Origin of the sequence: Micromonospora sp. NPDC047730 (genome assembly GCF_043204765.1) — a bacterium.
Lineage (GTDB): Bacteria > Actinomycetota > Actinomycetes > Mycobacteriales > Micromonosporaceae > Micromonospora.
Map to the genome: position 1 here is coordinate 1 of NZ_JBIDCU010000037.1, position 20,997 is coordinate 20,997.

Below are 20,997 nucleotides of genomic sequence, written 5' to 3' on the forward strand. Positions count from 1 at the left end.
GCGAGGGTGCAAGCACCGTCCGGCGCTCAAGAAATCGGGGGATCCGGCGCGTCACGCGCCGGGAAGAATCAGACCGGCCCTCTGGAGACCGGGAGTGGCCCGTGTCGCGGGGCGAGGGGGTCGCCCCTTCACTGGCCGGGACCATGTGTAACGACCGGCGGCCCGCCATCATTCCGGGGCCCGCACGCCAGCCCGCCGGGGCGGGGTTGGTCTTGCTGGGCCGTACGCAGGGTGTAACGACCCCGGCCCGGCCACGATTCCGCCCCCACGATGCCCCCGGTCACACCCCGGACCGGACCCACGGGACGACGCCGCACGGTGCCGCCGCACGGCTCCTGTCGAGCTGCCCTCAGAGATGGGGCACAACATGCCGCCGCAGGCGACCGCGCCTGGCGTGACGGATGGTCCCACAGATGGGGCATCTCGACAGCAATGCCGGATAACGGACATCCAGGCACGGACGGCGCGCGACCATCGACGGGGTGTGGCCCGCCGTGCCCGGCGCAGGGATCAAGCCTGACCGCCCGGACCCGGGCACGGCGGGCCACACCCCGCGACGACGCACCGCAAGCACACGCCACAGAAGATGCCGGGGCCACGGCACCGCGAGAGCCACAACCGCACGTGACCGCCGGCACATCAGATACGAACCGGTTCCGTATCGAAACCTCACCCCCTAAGCTGACCCCCAATACGAGTCTGACCCGTATCGAAAACGGGGCCGGGGGGAGAACCAGAGATGCAACCGCACGAGAACACCGGACATCCGAGGAGGTGGGCGATCCTCGGGGTGCTCGTGATCAGCCTGCTCGTCGTCGTCCTGGACAACACCATCCTCAACGTCGCGCTGCGTACGCTCGCCGACCCGGTGCACGGCCTCGGCGCGAGCCAGGGCGAGCTGGAGTGGTCGATCAACTCCTACACCCTGGTCTTCGCCGGCCTGCTGTTCACCTTCGGCGTGCTCGGCGACCGCGCCGGGCGCAAGCGTTTCCTGCTGGTCGGCCTGGTGCTCTTCGGGCTGGCGTCGCTGCTGTCGGCGTACGCGCAGAGCCCGGCGCAACTCGTCGCGGCCCGCGCGCTGATGGGCGTGGGCGGCGCGGCCATCATGCCGGTCACGCTCTCGATCATCTCCAACGTCTTCGACCCACGGGAGCGGGGCCGGGCGATCGGCGTCTGGGCCGGCGCGGTCGGCCTGGCGGTGGCGATCGGCCCGATCCTCGGCGGCGCGCTGCTGGAGCACTACTGGTGGGGCTCCGTCTTCCTGATCAACGTGCCGGTGGTCGCGCTCGGGGTGGTGCTGGTGGCGATCCTGGTGCCCGAGTCGCGGGACCCGAACCCGGGACGCGTCGACGTCGTCGGCGTGCTGCTGTCGGTGGTCGGCCTGGTCGCCCTGACGTACGGCATCATCGACGGCGGCGAGCACGGCTTCGGCCGCCCGGTGGTCTGGGCCGCGATCCTCGGCGGCCTGGCGGTGCTGGCCTGGTTCGTCGCGTACGAGCGGCGCAGCGACCACCCGTCGCTGGACGTGCGGCTGTTCCGGGTGCCCCGCTTCGCCGCCCCGGTGGCGATCGTCGGGCTGATCTTCTTCGCCGCGATGGGCGTGATGTTCTTCAGCTCGTTCTACCTGCAACTGGTGCGCGGCTACAGCCCGCTGGAGACCGGCCTGCTCTTCCTGCCCTTCGCGGTGGCCCAGCTCGTCTTCGCCCCGCGCAGCGCGGCGATGGTCCGCCGGTACGGCGGCAAGGCGGTCGCCGTGGTCGGGCTGGCGCTGACCGTGGTGGCGCTCGGCGCGTTCGCCTTCGTCGGCGAGAGCACCCCGATCTGGGTGGTGCTCGTCTTCTTCTTCCTCCAGGGCGCCGGAATGGCCAACATCATGCCCCCGGCCACGGAGTCGATCATGTCGGCGCTGCCGCGGGAGAAGGCCGGGGTCGGCTCGGCGGTCAGCAACACCGTCCGGCAGGTGGCCGGCGCTCTCGGCGTGGCGGTGCTCGGGTCGGTGCTCTCCGCGGTCTACCGTGCCGACGTCGACTCCGCGCTGCGGGACCTGCCCGCCGGGGCACGCGAAGCGGCCGGCGAGTCGATCTCCGGCGCGTACGCCGCGGCGGGTCAGCTCGGGCCGGCGGCGCCGCAGCTGATCGCGGTGGCCGACGACGCCTTCGTGGCCGCGATGCACTGGGCGGCGGGCCTCGCCGCCGCGGTCGCCGCGGTCGGCATCCTCGTGGTGCTGCGCTGGATGCCCGGCCGCGCCGCGGCCCCGGTGGCGGCGCCGGCACCGGCGGGTGAACCCGAGTTGGCCGGGACCGCCTAGGTTCGGGGACAATGTCCGACATGACTTCCACCGCCGATGCTCCGCGGTCGCCCGGGCGACCGCGGAGCATCCGCGCGGACGAGGCGATCCTCGAGGCCACCCTCGACCTGCTCGCCGAGGGCAGCACGATCGAGGCTCTCTCGATCGAGTCGATCGCCGCCCGGGCCGGCGTGGGCAAGGCCACCATCTACCGGCGCTGGCCCGGCAAGGACGCGTTGCTGACCGACGCGCTGCGCCGGCTCAAGGGCCAACCGCCGGCGCCGCCCGGCCGGTCGGTCCGCGACGACCTGGTGGTGCTGGTCGGCGCGGTCGGGCACAACATCGACCCGCGGGCGGCGCGGATCATGCCCTGCCTGGTGCCGCGGGTGAACCGCAGCCCGGACGAGTACCAGCTCTACCAGAGCATCATCGAGCCGCGCCGGGCGCTGATGCGGGAGGTGCTGCGCCGGGGGATCCGCACCGGCGAGCTGCGCGCCGACATCGACGTCGAGGTCACCATGGCGATGCTGACCGGCCCGATGCTGATCCAGCGGGTGCTGCGCTGGCACCCCGACCTCGACGAGGCGTCCCTGCCGGAGAAGGTCGTCGACGGCGTCCTGGACGGCATCCGCGCCCGCTGACCCCGGCCACCGCCCCGGTCCCGCACGCCGGTACGGCCACCCGGTCCCGCACGCGACACGGCCGGCGGGACCGTCAGCCGGCCGGCCGGTCGGACCGTCAGCCGGCCGGCGTACGCAGGCGGTGCAGGCGCAGGGCGAGCTGGACCTCCAGCGCCCGCTCCGGCTTCTGCCAGTCCGCGCCGAGCAGCTGCCCGACCCGCTCCAGCCGCTGGGTCACCGTGTTGACGTGCACGTGCAGCAGCTCCGCGGCCCGGGCCAGGCTGCCGCCCACCCCGAAGTACGCCTCCAGCGTCTTCACCAGCGCGGTGCCCCGGCGGGCGTCGTAGTCGACCACCGGCCCGATGGTGGCCGTCAGGAACCGGTCCACGTCCTTGTCGCCGCCGTCGCCGACCGCACCCAGCAGCAGCCCGACGAAACCCAGCTCGGCGGTGCTCGCGCCCTGCCCCGACCGGCCCAGCGCGCCCAGCGCGGTGAGGCAACGGTCGGCCTCGGCGAACGAGGTGGCCAGCGACGCCGGGCCCGTCGACGGGCCGCTCGCCCCGGCGGTCACCGGCCGGCCGGTCACCCGGGACAGGTCCCGGGCCACCGCCCGGGCGTTGCCGCCCGCGTCCCGGCCCGGCAGCATCAGCACCACCCGCCCGTCGCGGGCCGCCGCCAGCCCACCCCGCGTCGAGGCGTACGTGGTGGCCCACGACAGCACCCGCTGCCGGGCCGAACCCGTCGCGGCGATCGCGTCGTCGCCGACCGCCACCAGCACGTGCGGCGCGTCCAGGTCCACCCCGAGCCGGCGGGCCCGGCTGCGCAGCGCGTCGGTGTCCCGCAGCGGCCGGGCGATCAGGTCGTCGAGCAGCTCGCCCCGGACCCGCCCCTCCGCCTCGGCGACGGTGCGCCGGAACAGCAGCAGCAGCGCGGTCACCAGCGACGCCCGCTCCAGGATCCGCTGGTCGGCGTCGACCAGTTCGTCGTCGGGGCGCAGCACCAGCGCGCCCATGTTCTCCGCGCCGGCCACCACCGCGGCGTACCAGAGCGGCCCCCGGCGCACGCTGCGGCCCTCCGTACGCGACGCGGCCACCGCCTCCACCATGTCCGCCCGGTCCGGCTCGTCGATCTCGCCGACCCGGGCCAGCAGCCGGCCCTCCGCGTCCAGCGCCAGCAGCGCCCCGCCGAGCACGTCGGTGACCGCCGCGGCCACGTCCTCCACGCCGCCGCCGCGCAACACCAGCGCGGTCATCCGGTCGTGCGCCGCCGCGGCCCGCTCCACCGAGCTGCTGTGGGCCCGGATGGTGGTGTTCGCCGCCGACAGCTCCTCCAGCGCCGCCCTGGTCTCGGCGAGCAGTCGCGCGGTGTCGATCGCCACCGCCGCGTGCGCGGCGAGGGACACCAGCAGCGCCACCTCCTCCCGGACGAACGGCCGGGCCGACCGGTTGGCCGCGTAGAGCACGCCGATCGAGGTCGAGCCGAGCCGCAGCGGCACGCCCAGGATGGCCACCAGGCCCTCCTCGCCCACCCCGGCGTCGATCTCGCCGGTGTGGTGGAAGCGGTCGTCCTCCGGGTAGTTCGCCGTGACGTACGGGGCACCGGACTGGGCCACCAGGCCGCCGAGACCGGCGCCCATCGGCAGCCGCAGCCGCTGGAAGCGGGCGGAGACCGAGCCGTCGGTGACCCGCATGTAGGTGTCGCCGCGCTCGTCGTCGTTGAGCGTCATGTAGGCGACATCCGCGCCGAGCAGGTTGCGTGCCCGGTGCACGATCGCGCGCAGCACGTCGTCGAGGTCGCGCAGCCCGGCCAGGTCGCTGACCGTGTCGTACAGGCCGGAAAGCTCGACCTCCCGGCGGCGGCGGCGTTCCAGCAGCGCGCGGACCCGCAGCGCCACCGTCTTGGCCTGCTCCAGCTCGGCGAGCCGGTCGGGCGGCAGCCCGGCGGCGCGCGCGGCGACGAGCGGCCCCTCGAACTCCACCGCGGCGGCCTCGCGGGCGAGCAGTTCCAGGAACTCCACCGGTGACGACATGACCGACATTGTGCGGCTCGCCACTAGTTCGCCGTCCAGCCCCCGTCGAGCGCAATGGACGCGCCCGTGATGAACGCCGCCGGCGGGGAGCAGAGGTAGGCAACCAGCTCCGACACCTCCTCCGGCTCGATCAGCCGCTTGATCGCCGCCCGGGCCAGCATGATCTTCTCGACCACCTCCGCCTCCGGGATGCCGTGGCTGGCCGCCTGGTCGGCGATCTGGCTCTCTACCAGCGCGGTCCGCACGTACGCCGGATTGATGCAGTTGGCCGTCACGCCGTGCGCGGCGCCCTCCAGCGCCACCACCTTCGACAGCCCCTCCAGGGCGTGCTTCGCCGAGACGTACGCCGACTTGTACGGCGAGGCGCGCAGCCCGTGCACCGAGGAGATGTTGACGATCCGCCCCCAGCCCTTGGCGTACATGTGCGGCAGCGCCCGGCGGATGATCAGGAACGGCGCCTCCACCATCACCCGGTGCAGGTAGGCGAAGCGCTCCGCGGAGAACTCCTGCACCGGCGCCACGTGCTGGAGGCCCGCGTTGTTCACCACGATGTCCACGTCCGCGTCGAGCCGGTCCACCGCCTCGGCGTCCGCCAGGTCCACCCCCTCGGCTCGGCCGCCGGCCTCCGCCGCCACCGCCTTGGCCGCCTCGATGTTGCGGTCCACCACCAGGACCTTGGCGCCGGCGGCCCCGAGCCGCAGGGCACAGGCGCGGCCGATGCCGCTGCCGCCCCCGGTCACCAGGGCGGTACGACCAGCGAGGTCGACGTGTACGACGTGGGGCACCGCCACGGGTTCTGCCGTCATGGCGCATGAAGTTACGAGCTGTGTGTCCGGGCGCACATGGGGCGGCGGCACATACTCGACGGCCGGAGTGTGTGGTCCACACGGCACATCGGCGGCGTGTCGGCGCGCCCGGCGTGTCCCCGGCACCGGGCCGTCGTCCGGCTCGGTAGGGTGTCGAACACACGTACTGCTGACGGCTGGGGGAGGAGGCGGCGTGCGGGTGCTCGGCGTCGACCCGGGGCTGACCCGGTGCGGGGTCGGCGTGGTCGAGGGCGTGCCGGGGCGGCCCTGCACGTTGGTCGCCTACTACGTCGTCTACACCGACCCCGGCGACGAGCTGCCGCTGCGTCTGCTGCACCTGGACCGCTCGCTCACCGACCTGGTCGCCGAGCACCGGCCGGACAGTGTCGCCGTCGAGCGGGTGTTCAGCCAGCACAACGTCCGCACGGTGATGGGCACCGCCCAGGCCAGCGGGATCGCCGTGCTCGCCGGCGCCCGCGCCGGGCTGCCCGTGCAGACCTACACGCCCAGCGAGGTGAAGGCGGCCGTGACCGGTTCCGGTCAGGCCGACAAGGCCCAGATGACGGCGATGGTCACCCGGCTGCTGCGGCTGCCCGAGCCGCCGAAGCCGGCGGACGCCGCCGACGCCCTCGCCCTGGCCATCTGTCACGTGTGGCGCGGCGGGACGCGCTCCAAGCTGGCCGCCGCGGCCGACCGGGTACGACGAGGAGGAGCCAGATGATCGCCAGCGTGCGCGGGGTGGTGACCGCGACCGGTCCGGACCACGCGGTCGTGGAGGTCGGCGGGGTGGGCCTGGCGGTGCAGTGCGCCCCCGGCACCCTCGCCGAGCTGCGGGTCGGCCAGCCCGCCCGACTGGCCACCAGCCTGGTCGTCCGGGAGGATTCGCTCACCCTCTACGGCTTCGCCGACGACGACGCCAAGCAGCTCTTCGAGCTGCTGCAGACCGCCAGCGGGGTCGGCCCCCGGCTGGCCCAGGCCGTGCTCGCCGTGCACACCCCCGACGCGGTACGCAAGGCGATCGCCAACGCCGACACCGCCGCGCTGACCCGGGTGCCCGGCATCGGCAAGAAGGGCGCCGAGCGCCTGGTCCTGGAGCTGCGCGACCGGGTCGGCCCGGCCCCGGTCGGCGCCGACGGGGCGGCCGGGGTGACCGGCGGGGCGTGGCCCGAGCAGGTGCGGCAGGCGCTGGTCGGGCTGGGCTGGACGGCCGGGCAGGCCGACCAGGCGGTCGCCGCGGTGGCGGAGACCGTCGACGGTGACGTGCCGCCCGTGCCGGTGCTGCTCAAGCAGGCCATCCGACTGCTGGGCCGCACCCGGTGACCGGTCCCGACGGCAACCTGGTCTCCGCCTACGTCAACGACGCGGAACTGGACGCGGAGGCCAGCGTCCGGCCGAAGCGGCTGGAGGAGTTCATCGCCCAGCACCGCGTGCGCGACCAGCTCGACCTGCTGCTCCAGGGCGCGATGCGGCGCGGCTCCCCGCCGGACCACATCCTCCTCTCGGGCCCGCCTGGCCTCGGGAAGACGACGTTGGCCAACATCGTCTCCGCCGAGCTGGGTTCGGGCATCCGGGTGACCAGCGGCCCGGCCATCGAGCGTTCGGGCGACCTGGCGGCGATCCTGACCAGCCTCGCCGAGGGCGACGTGCTCTTCATCGACGAGATCCACCGGATCGCCAAGCCGGCCGAGGAGCTGCTCTACAGCGCGATGGAGGACTTCCGGGTCGACGTGGTGGTCGGCAAGGGCCCGGGCGCGACCGCCATCCCGCTGGACGTCGAGCCGTTCACCCTGGTCGGCGCGACCACCCGCTCGGGCCTGCTGACCGGGCCGATGCGGGACCGCTTCGGCTTCGTCGCGCATCTCGACTTCTACTCCCCGGCCGACCTGGAGGTGCTGCTGCGCCGCTCGGCCCGGATCCTCGGCGTGCCGATCACCGACGAGGGCGCCGCGGAGGTCGCCGGCCGTTCTCGGGGCACCCCCCGGATCGCCAACCGTCTGCTGCGCCGGGTCCGCGACTTCGCCGAGGTCCGCGCCGACGGCGTGGTCACCCTGGAAACCGCCCGGGCGGCCCTGAAGGTGTACGACGTCGACGCGCTCGGTCTGGACCGGCTGGACCGGGCGGTGCTGACCGCACTGGTCGACTCGTTCCGGGGCGGGCCGGTCGGCCTGTCCACCCTCGCCGTGGCGGTGGGGGAGCAGCCGGACACGGTCGAGGAGGTGTGCGAGCCGTTCCTGGTCCGGGCCGGCCTGCTGGCCCGTACGCCGCGCGGCCGGGTCGCCACCGAGGCTGCCTGGCGGCACCTGGGGCGTACGCCCCCGAATGGTACATTTGGCACGGATGCCCCTGTCGCGCCCGATCTGTTCTCTGCGGATGCTGATCAGCCGTGATGCGAACGTGATCTGTGCCGCATTCGGCGTTCCCAGGTGCAGGGATTAGACTCGCGCCGGTCTGTACAGGACGTGAGAATCCGCCTCCGCTCCGGCACGCCCGTGCCGGGTCGGCGGCCAATGGGAAGGTCTTTCACCGTGCTTTACGCAGCAGAGGGCGGCGGGGGTGCCGGCAGCCTGACGCCGATCCTCATGATCGCTCTGCTCTTCGGCGTCATGTACTTCATGATGATCCGCCCCCAGCAGAAGCGCCGCCGCGAGGCGGCGGACATGCAGTCCGCCCTCGCCCCCGGCGACGAGGTGGTCACGATCGGCGGGCTCTACGGCACGGTCACCGGGGTGGACGACGACACCGTCCTGCTGGAGGTCGCGCCCGGTGTGCAGACCCGGTACGCCCGCCCGGCGATCGCCCGGGTGGTCAGCCAGGCGGAGCGTCCCGCCGAGCCGGCCGCCGAGGACGCGGACGCCGTCAAGGAGTGAGGCGTCGCTCCCGCCCCGGGGCGGCGGTCGCCGGCTCGCGGTGACCGCCGTGCCGGAAGGGGCAGCGGAGACGACGTGAAAACTGGATAGTTGGGCCCGACGGCGGGAGCCGGCACGTCCACGCTCCGCTCGGCGCCCCCGCGCCGCGACGTCGGGGCCCGCGCGCCGGCCCCCGACGCCGGCCCGTCAGGACCGCCGGCCGCACCGGCCGACACCCGCCGCACCAGCGGCGCGACCGTACAGGGAGACAGGACAGCCGTGGCACCACCTCAGGGACAGATGCGCCCCGGACGGCAACTGGCCGTGCTCGGGCTCATCTTCGTCGTCCTCTATCTTTTGGTGTTCTTCGCGGGCGGCGCCAGCGGCGGCCTGAAGGACCGGCTGGAGCCCAAGCTCGGCCTGGACCTCGTCGGTGGCACCCGGCTGACGCTGGAGGCGACCAACACCGTCGACGGCCGGGCCCCGACGGCGGAGAACCTCGAGGAGGCCCGCCAGATCATCGAGAGCCGCGTCAACGCCTTCGGCGTCGCCGAGGCCGAGGTGGTCACCGAGGGCAACCGCAACATCGTGATCTCCCTCCCCGGTGAGAACCGCGACATCACCGAGGTCGGCAGCGCCGCCGAGCTGCGCTTCCGCAAGCTGCTCAAGGCCGCCGACGGCAGCGGCGCGGCCGCCGCCCCGGCGCCGACCGCCACCCCGGCGCCGTCCGGCAGCGCGACCCCGGCCCCGTCGGGCAGCGCGAAGCCCTCGGGCAGCGCCTCCCCGTCCGGCACCGCCGGGCCGAAGGTGACCCCGTCGGCGAGCGGCGGCCAGGGCGGCATGGCGCCGGCGCCGAGCGCCAGCCCGTCGGCGTCGGCTCCGGCCTCGCCGAGCGCCGCGGCGCCCTCGCCCAGTGCGAGCAGCCAGCCGGTGCCGCAGAGCGTCGAGGAGCAGCGCAAGGCCGTCGAGCAGAAGGTCGGCGCCGCCGCCTGGGCCGCCGCGAGCGGCCTCCAGGCACCGGCCGACCTGACCGCCGACCCGTCGCTGGCGGAGAAGCTCAAGCCGTTCGCCGCCCTCGACCCGCGCGAGGTCGCGGTGCTGCCGGCGCAGATGCAGTTCAACGTGCCGCAGATCAGCTGCGCCCAGCTCGACAAGCGGCCGCCGGCGTCGATCTCCGCCCCCGACCAGCAGGTGGTCGCCTGCGAGGACGGCGCCGCGAAGTACCTGCTCGACCAGGCGAAGGTGCTCGGCACCGACGTCGACGACGCCAACGCGGTGCTCGACCAGACCAGCCAGTGGGTGGTCAGCCTGGACTTCTCCGGCCCGGGCCAGGACAAGTGGACCAACCTGACCCGCGAGGCGTTCAACAACGAGGGCCAGGCCTGCGACGCCACCGCGCTCGGCCAGGACGGCAAGTGCCGCGTCGCCGTCGTGCTGGACAACGAGATCGTCTCCTCGCCCGAGATCCAGGGCGTGCTGACCGGCAACTCGCAGATCACCGGCAACTTCACCCAGAAGGACGCCAGCACCCTCGCCGGCCAGCTCCGCTACGGCGCGCTGCCGGTCACCTTCGAGGAGCAGGAGTCGCAGAACGTCACCGCCACCCTGGGCGCCAGCCACCTGCGGGCCGGTCTCCTCGCGGCGGGCATCGGCATGCTGCTGGTCATCATCTACTCGTTCTTCTACTACCGCCTGCTCGGCTCGGTGATCTTCCTGAGCCTGATCCTGTCGGCGTTGCTGGTCTTCGGCGCGCTGGTGGTGCTCGGCCGGCAGATCGGCTTCACCCTCACCCTCGCCGGCATCGCCGGCATGATCGTCTCGCTCGGTGTGGCGGCGGACTCGTTCGTCATCTACTTCGAGCGGCTCAAGGACGAGATCCGGGAGGGGCGCAGCCCCCGCAGCGCCGTGCCGCGGGCCTGGATCCGGGCCCGCCGGACGATCATCTCGGCCAACGCGATCACGCTGATGTCGGCGGTGGTGCTCTACGTGGTCTCGGTCGGCGCGGTGAAGGGCTTCGCCTTCGCCCTCGGCCTGGCGACCGTGCTGGACCTGGTCGTGGTCTTCCTCTTCCGGCACCCGATCATGACGATGTTCGCCCGCACCCGGGCGTTCCTGTCCCCGCGGGTCAGTGGTCTCGGGCGGGCGCTTCCGGCCCGGACGGCCGACGAGGCCAAGCCCCGCAACCCGCGCGTGAAGGAGGCCTGAGATGGCAAAGAGTGGTCTCGCGAGCCGCCTCTACCGCGGCGAGGCCGGCCTCGACATCATCGGCCGGCGCAAGCTCTGGTTCGCCGTCGCCGGCACGCTGATCCTGCTGGCGCTCCTCAGCTTCGGGCTGCGCGGGTTCCACCTCGGCATCGAGTTCGCCGGCGGCAACTCGTTCCAGGTCCCGGCCAGCGTCGGCACCATGGAGCAGACCGAGGCGAAGGTCAAGACGGCCCTCGCCACGGCCGGCGACGGCGCCAACGTGGTCACCACGCAGAAGGTCGGCGGCACCGGCGGCGACTTCTACGAGGTGCGCACCACGCAGCTCAGCGCCGAGCAGGCCAACGCCGTCAAGGTCGAGATCGCCGAGGAGTTCGGCATCGACCCCACCACCATCAGCGGCAACCAGGTCAGCGAGGCGTGGGGCAGCCAGGTCACCTCCCGGGCGATGCTCGGTCTGGTCATCTTCATCGCGCTGGTGATGGTCTACCTGATCCTGCGGTTCGAGTGGCGGATGGCGGTCGCCGCCGTCTCCTCGCTGATCATGAACCTGATCCTCACCGCCGGCGTCTACTCGCTGGTCGGCTTCGAGGTCACCCCGTCGACGGTCATCGGCTTCCTCACGATCCTGGGCTTCGCGCTCTACGACGTGGTGGTGGTCTTCGACAAGGTGCAGGAGAACACCCGCGGCATCACCGCGAACAACAACCAGACGTACGGCGAGGCGGCCAACCTGGCGATCAACCAGAGCCTCATGCGGTCGCTGAACACCTCGGTGGTGGCGCTGCTGCCAGTCGGTGGTCTGCTCTTCATCGGTGCCGGCCTGCTCGGCGCGGGCACCCTGAAGGACCTCGGCCTGGTGCTCTTCGTCGGTATGGCGGTGGCGTTCCTGACCTCGATCCTGCTGGCCACGCCGCTGCTGGTGCTGCTCAAGAACTACGAGCCGCGGATCCAGGCGCACAACAAGCGGGTGCTGGCCCGCCGGGGCGCGATCGCCCGCGGCGAGGTCACCCCGAAGGGTGCGCCCCGCACCGGGGAGGCCGCGGACGAGCCGGTCGACCCGGAATCGGCGGCGCTGGCCGGCGCCGCGCCGAAGGTGGGCGCGCGGCCGGCGGGGAAGCGGTCGACCGGCGTCCGGGGCGGGCGTCCGGCCGGCGGCGGCAACCGGCCGGGCGGCGGAAAGCGGCGCTGACCTGGGCCGGCGACACCCGGTAGGAATCGAACCGACGGCGTCCTTCATGCTGTGCGAGCAGCAGGGAGGACGCCGTCGTCGTGGAAGGGGAGCGGACTGCCGTGACGGAGACCCACAGCACCGGGGTACGGGGAGACAGCGGCCCGGAGGCCGCGAAGCTGGTGGCCAGCCGGGTGCTCGACGTGCCCGACTTCCCCAAGCCCGGTGTCATGTTCAAGGACCTGATGCCGCTGTTCGCCGACGGTGAGGCGTTCCGCCAGGTGGTCGACGCGATCGTCGCGTACCACGGGCGGGACTCGTTCGACGCCGTCGTCGGCATGGAGGCGCGCGGGTTCGTGGTCGCGGCAGCCGTCGCGTACGCGACCGGGGTCGGCGTGGTGCCGGTGCGCAAGGCCGGGAAGCTGCCCCGCCCGGCGTACTCGGCCTCCTATGACCTGGAGTACGGCCAGGCCACCCTGGAGGTGCACCAGGACGCGTTCACGGCCGGGCACCGGGTGCTGGTGGTCGACGACGTGCTGGCCACCGGTGGCACCGCCGAGGCGACGCTGGACCTGGTGGAGCGGGCCGGGGGCACCGTGGCCGGCTTCACCGTGCTGCTGGAGCTCGGCTTCCTCGGCGCGCGGGAGCGGTTGTCGCCGCGCCCGGTGCATGCCCTGCTGACCGTTTGAGCGCCCCGACCGTCGGGCGGACCCGGTGCGGTCCGTCCGGCGGAGCGGCGGGGCACCGTGCGTGCGGGTAGCATTGCCCTTTGCTGACCGGGCGGGGCCCGTCCGGACGGCACAAGACCAGGCCGACCGGCGCACGGTCGGTGTATTCCCGGCGAGCGGTGAGGAGGCCGGTGTCCCACGATGTCGCCCCTCCGGTGGAGGGCACGGTGCACCCGACAGGCGACGCGGACGGCTCGGTGACCGCACGGAACGGTGACGTGCCGACCCGGGGCGCGGGCTCCGGCAACGGCTCCGGCGTGACCGGTCCGGCCGACACCGCGCGGTCCGGCGCGACGGCCGGCCCGGCCGGTGGCGCGGGCGCGGCGACCGAGGGGGTCGTGCTCCCGTTCCCCGCCGACGGTGATCCCCTGCCCAGCGCCGGCTTCGCGCTCTCCACCGCGCCCACCGGCCGCCGCGTCCGGGCCAGGCTGGCGCGGTTCAACGCGCCGTGGCAGTCCTCGCAGGTCAGCGAGGTGCTCGAGCCGCTGATCTCGACCCATCGGGACGCCCACCCCAAGGCCGACGCGCGGCTGCTCCAGCGTGCCTTCGACACCGCGGCCCGCTGGCACTCGGGGCAGTACCGCAAGTCCGGCGACCCCTACATCACCCATCCGCTCGCGGTGGCCACCATCCTGGCCAACCTCGGGATGGACACCACCACCCTGGTCGCCGCGCTGCTGCACGACACCATCGAGGACACGGAATACACGCTCGACCAGATGCGCGCCGACTTCGGCGGCGAGGTCGCGCTGCTCGTCGACGGGGTCACCAAGCTCGACAAGGTCAAGCTGGGCGACGCGGCCAAGGCCGAGACGATCCGCAAGATGGTCGTCGCGATGGCCAAGGACCCGCGGGTGCTGGTGATCAAGCTGGCCGACCGGCTGCACAACATGCGTACCCTCACCTTCCTGCCCCGTCCGAAGCAGGAGCAGAAGGCGAAGGAGACGCTGGAGATCCTGGCCCCGCTGGCTCACCGGCTGGGTATGAACACCATCAAGTGGGAGCTGGAGGACCTCGCCTTCGGGACGCTCTTCCCGAAGCGGTTCGAGGAGATCAACCGGCTGATCGGGGAGCACCAGCCGCAGCGCGAGGCGCTGCTGCGTCAGGTGACCCAGAAGGTGCAGACCGACCTGAAGGCCGCCAAGATCAAGGCGGAGACCACCGGGCGGCCGAAGCACCTCTACTCGATCTACCAGAAGATGATCGTGCGGGGTCGCGACTTCAACGACATCTACGACCTGGTCGGGGTGCGGATCCTGGTCGACACGGTGCGGGACTGCTACGCGGCGCTGGGCGTGATCCACGCCAACTGGCAGCCGGTGCCGGGCCGGTTCAAGGACTACATCGCGATGCCCAAGTTCAACATGTACCAGTCGTTGCACACGACGGTCATCGGGCCCACCGGCAAGCCGGTGGAGATGCAGATCCGCACGTACGCGATGCACCGCACCGCCGAGTTCGGCATCGCCGCGCACTGGAAGTACAAGGAGCACAAGGGCACCCAGATCGTCGGTCCGCCGGCGCACATCGACGAGATGACCTGGCTGCGCCAGCTGCTGGACTGGCAGCGGGAGGCGGCCGACCCGAGCGAGTTCCTCGACGCGCTGCGCTTCGACCTGTCCAGCCAGGAGGTCTACGTCTTCACCCCGAAGGGTGACGTCATCCCGCTGCCGACCGGGTCGACGCCGGTGGACTTCGCGTACGCGGTGCACACCGAGGTCGGGCACAAGTGCATCGGGGCGCGGGTCAACGGCAAGCTGGTGCCGTTGGAGTCGACGCTGTCCAACGGCGACGTGATCGAGATCTTCACGTCGAAGTCCGAGACGGCCGGGCCGACGCAGGACTGGCTGGGCTTCGTCAAGAGCCCGCGCGCCCGCACCAAGATCCGCCAGTACTTCAACAAGGAGCGGCGCGAGGAGGCGATCGAGGCCGGCAAGGACGCGATCGTCAAGGCGATGCGCAAGCAGGGCATGCCGTTGCAGCGGATGCTCACCTCGGACGCGCTGATGGCGATCGCCCGGGACCTGCACCTGGCCGACGTCGCCTCGCTCTATGCCGCGGTCGGCGACAGCCAGGTCTCCGCCCAGTCGGTGGTGCAGAAGCTGATGGCCGCGTACGGCGGCGAGGAGGGCGCGGCGGAGGACATCGCCGAGACCGCCGTCGCCACCCGGCCGCCGCGCAGCCGGCAGAGCAGCGCGGACCCGGGCGTCGTGGTCCGCGGGGTCAGCGACGTGTGGATCAAGCTGGCGCGCTGCTGCACCCCCGTCCCGCCGGACTCGGTCTTCGGCTTCGTGACCCGCTCCGGCGGGGTGAGCGTGCACCGCGACGACTGCGCCAACGCCGAGGACCTGCGGGCGCAGAACGAGCGGGTGGTCGAGGTGAGCTGGAAGCTCACCTCGGCGTCGACGTTCCTGGTCGCCATCCAGGTCGAGGCGCTGGACCGGCACAAGCTGCTCGCCGACGTGACCCGGGTGCTCTCCGAGGAGCGGGTCAACATCCTCTCCGCGACGGTCACCACCACCCGCGACCGGGTGGCGGTGAGCCGGTTCAGCTTCGAGATGGCCGACCCGAAGCACCTGGGCCACCTGCTGGCCGCGGTCCGCAAGGTCGACGGCGTCTTCGACGCCTACCGCGTCACCTCCGGCGCCTGACCCACCCACCCCAACCCCACCCCCACCCCCAACCCCACCCCCAACCCCACCCTGCCCCGCTACACACCCGCGCCCCCTCGCCGCGGCGATCTTGCACTTTCGGCCCTAGGTATGTGCAGGTCGCCCCTTTTGCCGGGGCACAAAGTGCAAGATCGCCGGGACTGGGGAGGGGGCTGGGGTGGGATGGGATAGCGAAGCGCCCGCCGGCGGGGCCGGCGGGCGCTCGTCGTACGGGTGGGCGGTCAGCCCTGGGGGGCGCTCATGGTGAGCTTCTTGATGGTGATCTCCTTCTTCGGGTGACCACCGCCGGCCTGCTGCGCGAACGCCTTGTCGTCGCCCGCCGCCGCGACCTGCTTGACGATGTCCATGCCACCGGTGATGGTGCCCAGGACGGTGTAGTTCGGGTCCAGCGGCGAGTCGCCGTAGACGATGAAGAACTGGCTGCCCGTGCTGCCCGGCTGCGTGGACTTGGCCATCGCGATCACGCCCTCCGGGTACGGCGGGCGCTTGTCGGTGGGCAGGTTCTCCTCGGCGAGCCGGTAGCTCGGGCCGCCGGTGCCGTCGGTCTCCCGCCAGCCCTTGCCGGTCGCGCTCGGGTCGCCGCACTGGAGCACCTTGATGCCCTCGGTCACCAGCCGGTGGCACTTGCTGTTGTCGAAGAAGTTCTTCTCCGCCAGGTGCGTGAAGCTGCCCGCGGTGCAGGGCACCGCCGCCCGGTCGACCTTGGCGGTGATCGGACCGAGGTTGGTGTCGATCGTCATCGTCTGGGTGCCGGTGTTCGACTGCTGCGCGGCCGGCAGCCCGACGTCCTTGATCTGCTTGGTCCGCTGGTCGGCGGGCAGCTCGGTCCACGCGCACTGCACGTGGTCGGCCGCCGGCCCGGCGGTGTCGGTCTTGTCGTCGTCGCCGCCGAGCGTGGTGGCCAGCCACACGGTGCCGGCGATGACGAGCACCAGGACCGACGCGGCTCCCACGATCGCCTGGGTCTGCCGGCGCTTGCGGGCCCTGGCCGCGCGCTCGGCCATCTCCTTCTCGAGCCGGGCGCGGGCCGCCGCGCGCTGCCGCTCTCTGGTGGACGTCACGCCTGGATCCTCCTGGGCTGTCTCGGGCGCGGTCGGTGCCGCTGAGGTTGGTGGGGCGGCCGGGTCAGCCGGCGCTGGGGCTGGCCGCCGGGGCGCCGGACGGCGTCGCCGCCGGGGTCGACGCCCCCTGCGCCACGGGCTCACCGACGGTCAGGCTCTGGATGACCACGTCGTCGTCCTTGGGCTTGACCTTGGCCCCCGTCCCATTGTCCACGGTCGGCTTGGCACCGATCTTCTCCACCACGTCGATCCCGCCGGTGACCCGACCGATGACCGGGTACTTCGGGTCGGCCGTGGTGAAGTCCTCGAAGAAGATCAGGAACTGGCTCGCGTTGGCGCCCGGCGGGTTGGCGATCATCGCGACCGTGCCCTTCGGGTACGTCGCGGGCTGGCCGGGCGCGGGGCTCGCCGACGGCGACGGCGCGGGGGTGGGGACGTTCTCGTCGTAGAACGAGTACGTCGGGCCGCCCAGGCCGGTGCCGCTCGGGTCGCCGCAGCGCACGGCGCCCTCGGCGGTGATCTCGTGGCACTTGGTGTTGTCGTAGAACGACCGGCTGGCCAGGTGGGCGATGCTCGCCGCGGCGCACGGGGCGGCGGCGAGGTCCAGCTCGACGGTGACCGGGGCACCCTGGTTGGTGGTGACCGTCATCGGGCGCACGCCGGACGTGGGCAGCCCCTGGGTCGCCGGGGTGCCGACGTCCTTGAGGTTGGTGTTCGCGGTGGCGTCCTGCGGGGTCCAGAGGCACACGTCTTCGGCGGCCGTGTTCTCCTTCGGGTCGTCGTCGAAGGCGCCCAGCCCCCAGGCCGAGCCGACCACGATCAGCGCGAGGACGACGGTGACGCCGACACCGGCCTGGATCTGCCGGCGACGCTTGGCGGCGGCGGCCCGGCGGGCGAGCTGCCGGTCGAGCTTGGCACGCGCCAGTTTGCGCTGCCGGTCCCTGCTGGAAGCCACCCGTGCTCCCCTTCCTCTACCCTGGTCGTCACCGGTGGTCGGGCGTCCTGCGCCCGTTCGGCGGCAGGTGCGCCACGCCACACGCCCGCCAGAGTGTACGGCTACCGGCTGGGAAAGTGGTGTACGAGGTCCAGGGCTGCGCCTATCGGGACGCGTCACTGTGGCGAACGGGGCCTCCGGGGCGGATGCGGCGAACCCGGTCGCGTCGCCGGTTAGGCTGCTGGCAGGACCCGACAGCTCGACGGAAGGGGAGCGGACGTGCTCGTGGCCGGCTTTCCCGCGGACGCCTTCGGCACCAACTGCTACGTGGTCGCCGCCGCGCCGGGGGAGCAGTGCGTGGTGGTCGACCCCGGCATCGGGGTGCTCGACCGGCTCGACGCGCTGCTGGCCGAGCATCGGCTGCACCCGGCCGCGGTGCTGCTCACCCACGGCCACCTCGACCACACGTTCTCGGTCGCGCCGGTCTGCGGCGCCCGTGGGATCACCGCGTACGTGCACCCGGGCGACCGGGAGATGCTCGCCGACCCGGCCAAGGGGCTCTCCGCGGACCTCACCTCGCTCTTCGGCGGACGGCTGCCGTACACGGAGCCCGAGGACGTCGCGGAGCTGACCGACGGCGCCACGCTCGCCCTCGCCGGGCTGGAGATCACCGTCGACCACGCCCCGGGCCATACCGGCGGGTCGGTGCTCTTCCGGCTGCCGGCCGCGGGTTCGCCCTGGGAGGCGGAGCAGCTCTGCCTCTCCGGCGACGTCCTCTTCGCCGGCTCCATCGGCCGCACCGACCTGCCGGGCGGCAGCATGCCGACGATGATCAGCAGCCTGCGGGACAAGATCCTCCCGCTGGCGGACGACACCGTCGTGCTGCCCGGCCACGGCCCCGCGACCACCATCGGCCGCGAGCGCGCGACCAACCCGTACCTCATCGAGGTGGCGGGTGGCGACGGCGCGCGACCGGCCGCCCCCGCCCGCGGCCTGTAGCCGGCCGCACCGAGCCTTCGTCCCGCGGCCTGTAGCCGGCCGCACCGAGCCTTCGCCCCGCGGCCTGTAGCCAGCCGCACCGAGCCTTCGCCCGCGCGGACCGCGCGGGTCTGCGAACGGAGCATCATGAGCAAGCCCACGCCCATCTCCGGCTTCCCGGAGTGGACGCCCGCCCAGCGGATGATCGAGCAGTACGTCCTCGACCGGATCCGGGACACCTTCGAGCTGTACGGCTTCGCGCCGCTGGAGACCCGCGCGGTGGAGCCGCTGGACCAGTTGCTGCGCAAGGGGGAGACCTCGAAGGAGGTCTACCTGATCCGGCGGTTGCAGGCCGACGCCGACGGCCCGACCGGGGACGACGCGCTCGGCCTGCACTTCGACCTGACCGTGCCGTTCGCCCGGTACGTGCTGGAGAACGCCGGCAAGCTGCAGTTCCCGTTCCGCCGCTACCAGATCCAGAAGGTGTGGCGGGGTGAGCGGCCGCAGGAGGGGCGCTACCGCGAGTTCCTCCAGGCGGACATCGACATCGTCGACCGGGACACCCTGGCCGCCCACCACGAGGCGGAGATGCCGCTGGTGATCGGCGACGCGCTGCGCTCGCTGCCGATCCCGCCGGTACGGATCCAGGTCAACAACCGCAAGATCTGCGAGGGCTTCTACCGGGGCATCGGCCTGACCGACCCGGAGGCGGCGCTGCGCGCGGTGGACAAGCTCGACAAGATCGGCCCGGCGAAGGTGGCCGAGCTGCTCGCCGAGACCGCCGGGGCGAGCGAGTCGCAGGCCAAGGCGTGCCTGGCGCTGGCGGAGATCTCCGCCCCGGACGCCTCCTTCGCCGACGCCGTCCGTGCCCTCGGCGTCACCGACCCGCTGCTGGACGAGGGGATCGAGGAGCTGGTCCGGGTGGTGGAGACCGCCGCCGAGCACTCCCCGGGGCTGTGCGTGGCCGACCTGCGCATCGCGCGCGGCCTGGACTACTACACCGGCACCGTCTACGAGACGCAGCTCGTCGGCTACGAGCGGTTCGGCTCGATCTGCTCCGGCGGCCGCTACGACAACCTGGCCAGCTCCGGCGCCGCCCGGTTCCCGGGGGTGGGCATCTCGATCGGGGTGACCCGGCTGCTCGGGCTGCTCTTCGGCGCCGGCGCGCTGTCGGTGTCGCGGGACGTGCCGACCTGCGTCCTGGTCGCGGTGACCAGCGAGGAGCAGCGGCCGGCCAGCAACCGGGTGGCCGAGGCGCTGCGTCGGCGGGGCGTGCCGACGGAGGTGTCGCCGAGCGCGGCGAAGTTCGGCAAGCAGATCCGCTACGCCGAGCGGCGGGGCATTCCGTACGTCTGGTTCCCGGGGGCGGACGGGGCCGCCGACGAGGTGAAGGACATCCGTTCGGGTGAGCAGGTCGCGGCGGCGGCGGGGGAGTGGACGCCGCCCCGGGCGGACCTCAAGCCGCTGGTCAGCTGAGTCGCTACTGGCGCGTACGGACGATCGGACCTACGGTAGCGTAAGTTACGCCACCGTAGGGAGATCGTCGTGACCGTGCTCAGCCAGACCGCTCTGCTCCTCGAACTGGAGCCCGTCGTCGAGAAGAACCTCGACCGGCACCTGTCCATGGCGAAGGAATGGTTTCCGCACGAGTACGTCCCGTGGAGCGAGGGGCGCACCTTCGACGGGCCGCTCGGCGGCGAGGCGTGGGCGGAGACCGACTCGACCATCCCCGACGTGGCCCGCACCGCGCTCATCGTCAACCTGCTGACCGAGGACAACCTGCCCTCGTACCACCACGAGATCGCCACCCTCTTCGGCCGGGACGGCGCCTGGGGGACCTGGGTGCACCGGTGGACCGCCGAGGAGGGGCGGCACGGCACCGCCATCCGCGACTACCTGACCGTCACCCGGGCGGTCGACCCGGTGGCCCTGGAGCGGGCCCGGATGACGCACATGTCCGCCGGCTACCAGAACGCCCACGACGACGAGGTGCTGCACTCGCTGGCGTACGTCTCGTTCCAGGAACTGGCGACCCGGATCTCGCACCGCAACACCGGCCGCGTCACCGGCGACCCGGCCTGCGAGGCGCTGCTCGCCCGGGTCGCGGCCGACGAGAACCTGCACATGGTGTTCTACCGCAACCTGCTGGCGGCGGCCTTCGAGCTGGCGCCCGGCCAGGCGATGCGGGCGGTCGCCGACGTGGTGGCCGACTTCCAGATGCCGGGCAACGGCATCGAGGGCTTCGCCCGCAAGTCCGTGGCGATCGCCCTCGCCGGCATCTACGACCTGCGCCAGCATCGCGACGAGGTGGTCGTCCCGGTGCTGCGCCAGTGGGACGTCTTCAACGTGACCGGCCTGGACGCCGACGGCGAGGCCGCCCGCGACCAGATCGCCGCCCACCTCGACGACCTGGAGCGCGCCGCGTCCCGCTTCGAGGAGAAGCGCGCGGCCCGCGCCGCCCGCCTCGCCGCCCGCTGACCCGCTGACCGTCCCGGCCGCCGGGGCTCCGGGCGTGGCCGTCGCTGGCTCTCTCGACGACGACCACGCCCGAAGCGTCTCTCCCGCCCGCCCGTTACCTTTTTGATCGTCCCCAGCCGGGGACTGCTCGGTCGCCCGGCTCGGTATGACTTACTGCCCCTGTCGTGCGGATGATCCGGGGGGTG

17 protein-coding genes are annotated in these 20,997 nt (G+C 72.8%); 13 read left to right on the forward strand and 4 right to left on the reverse strand.

Translation table 11 applies throughout. The annotated features are described in order from the left end of the window. Positions 1–739 precede the first annotated feature (739 nt). Entirely contained in the window at positions 740–2,308 is a 1,569-nt protein-coding gene (locus ACGF5G_RS34805; protein ID WP_393271055.1) for an MFS transporter, read from the forward strand. Between the two features lie 11 nt (positions 2,309–2,319). After that, positions 2,320–2,928 carry a TetR/AcrR family transcriptional regulator gene (locus ACGF5G_RS34810; RefSeq protein ID WP_393271057.1) on the forward strand — a complete coding sequence of 203 codons (609 nt, stop codon included), beginning with the start codon at positions 2,320–2,322 and terminating at the stop codon, positions 2,926–2,928. Positions 2,929–3,025: 97 nt separating this feature from the next. Here ACGF5G_RS34810 and ACGF5G_RS34815 read toward each other — a convergent pair whose 3' ends face one another. Together ACGF5G_RS34815 and ACGF5G_RS34820 are read right to left on the reverse strand one after the other, a co-directional pair. Continuing rightward, positions 3,026–4,945, reverse strand: a complete 1,920-nt coding sequence (locus ACGF5G_RS34815) for a helix-turn-helix domain-containing protein (protein ID WP_393271059.1) — start codon at positions 4,943–4,945, stop codon at positions 3,026–3,028. 14 nt (positions 4,946–4,959) lie between these two features. Continuing rightward, on the reverse strand, positions 4,960–5,742 hold the full coding sequence (locus tag ACGF5G_RS34820) for a 3-hydroxybutyrate dehydrogenase (RefSeq protein WP_393271061.1): 783 nt from the start codon (positions 5,740–5,742) through the stop codon (positions 4,960–4,962). 193 nt (positions 5,743–5,935) lie between these two features. Between ACGF5G_RS34820 and ruvC the strand changes: the two genes are divergently transcribed. From ruvC to ACGF5G_RS34860, 8 genes are all read left to right on the forward strand, one after another. Beyond that, positions 5,936–6,463 carry a crossover junction endodeoxyribonuclease RuvC gene (gene ruvC / locus ACGF5G_RS34825; protein WP_350686934.1) on the forward strand — a complete coding sequence of 176 codons (528 nt, stop codon included), beginning with the start codon at positions 5,936–5,938 and terminating at the stop codon, positions 6,461–6,463. After that, the gene (gene ruvA / locus ACGF5G_RS34830) at positions 6,460–7,062 is read left to right on the forward strand and encodes a Holliday junction branch migration protein RuvA (protein WP_393271064.1); all 603 of its coding nucleotides are present in this window, start codon (positions 6,460–6,462) and stop codon (positions 7,060–7,062) included. The genes ruvC and ruvA overlap by 4 nt, the downstream gene beginning before the upstream one ends. Further along, complete coding sequence (gene ruvB / locus ACGF5G_RS34835; RefSeq protein ID WP_393271066.1) at positions 7,059–8,129, forward strand: Holliday junction branch migration DNA helicase RuvB; 1,071 nt, start codon at positions 7,059–7,061, stop codon at positions 8,127–8,129. Before ruvA ends, ruvB begins: the two co-directional genes overlap by 4 nt. Before the next feature lie 138 nt (positions 8,130–8,267). Beyond that, entirely contained in the window at positions 8,268–8,609 is a 342-nt protein-coding gene (yajC, locus tag ACGF5G_RS34840) for a preprotein translocase subunit YajC (protein ID WP_357704261.1), read from the forward strand. 258 nt (positions 8,610–8,867) lie between these two features. Then, complete coding sequence (secD, locus tag ACGF5G_RS34845) at positions 8,868–10,793, forward strand: protein translocase subunit SecD (protein ID WP_393271068.1); 1,926 nt, start codon at positions 8,868–8,870, stop codon at positions 10,791–10,793. Between the two features lies 1 nt (position 10,794). After that, entirely contained in the window at positions 10,795–11,982 is a 1,188-nt protein-coding gene (gene secF / locus ACGF5G_RS34850) for a protein translocase subunit SecF (RefSeq protein WP_393271069.1), read from the forward strand. 101 nt (positions 11,983–12,083) lie between these two features. Then, positions 12,084–12,650, forward strand: a complete 567-nt coding sequence (locus tag ACGF5G_RS34855) for an adenine phosphoribosyltransferase (RefSeq protein WP_357704267.1) — start codon at positions 12,084–12,086, stop codon at positions 12,648–12,650. Positions 12,651–12,820: 170 nt separating this feature from the next. After that, complete coding sequence (locus ACGF5G_RS34860; RefSeq protein WP_393271071.1) at positions 12,821–15,340, forward strand: RelA/SpoT family protein; 2,520 nt, start codon at positions 12,821–12,823, stop codon at positions 15,338–15,340. Between the two features lie 242 nt (positions 15,341–15,582). On the opposite strand, the gene ACGF5G_RS34865 is transcribed toward ACGF5G_RS34860, so the two are convergent. Beyond that, positions 15,583–16,422 carry a peptidylprolyl isomerase gene (locus tag ACGF5G_RS34865; RefSeq protein WP_350709031.1) on the reverse strand — a complete coding sequence of 280 codons (840 nt, stop codon included), beginning with the start codon at positions 16,420–16,422 and terminating at the stop codon, positions 15,583–15,585. A 64-nt stretch (positions 16,423–16,486) separates the two neighbouring features. Continuing rightward, positions 16,487–17,377 (reverse strand): peptidylprolyl isomerase, encoded by an 891-nt coding sequence (locus ACGF5G_RS34870; protein ID WP_393271073.1) that lies wholly within the window; start codon positions 17,375–17,377, stop codon positions 16,487–16,489. A 258-nt stretch (positions 17,378–17,635) separates the two neighbouring features. Between ACGF5G_RS34870 and ACGF5G_RS34875 the strand changes: the two genes are divergently transcribed. The 3 genes from ACGF5G_RS34875 to ACGF5G_RS34885 all read left to right on the forward strand — a co-directional run bounded on the left by ACGF5G_RS34875 (position 17,636) and on the right by ACGF5G_RS34885 (position 20,812). Further along, positions 17,636–18,355, forward strand: coding sequence for an MBL fold metallo-hydrolase (locus ACGF5G_RS34875; protein ID WP_350709027.1), 720 nt, complete (start codon positions 17,636–17,638; stop codon positions 18,353–18,355). Between the two features lie 126 nt (positions 18,356–18,481). Continuing rightward, positions 18,482–19,810, forward strand: coding sequence for a histidine--tRNA ligase (gene hisS / locus ACGF5G_RS34880; RefSeq protein ID WP_393271076.1), 1,329 nt, complete (start codon positions 18,482–18,484; stop codon positions 19,808–19,810). 69 nt (positions 19,811–19,879) lie between these two features. Then, the gene (locus ACGF5G_RS34885; protein ID WP_393271078.1) at positions 19,880–20,812 is read left to right on the forward strand and encodes an acyl-ACP desaturase; all 933 of its coding nucleotides are present in this window, start codon (positions 19,880–19,882) and stop codon (positions 20,810–20,812) included. The last annotated feature ends 185 nt before the right edge of the window (positions 20,813–20,997 follow it).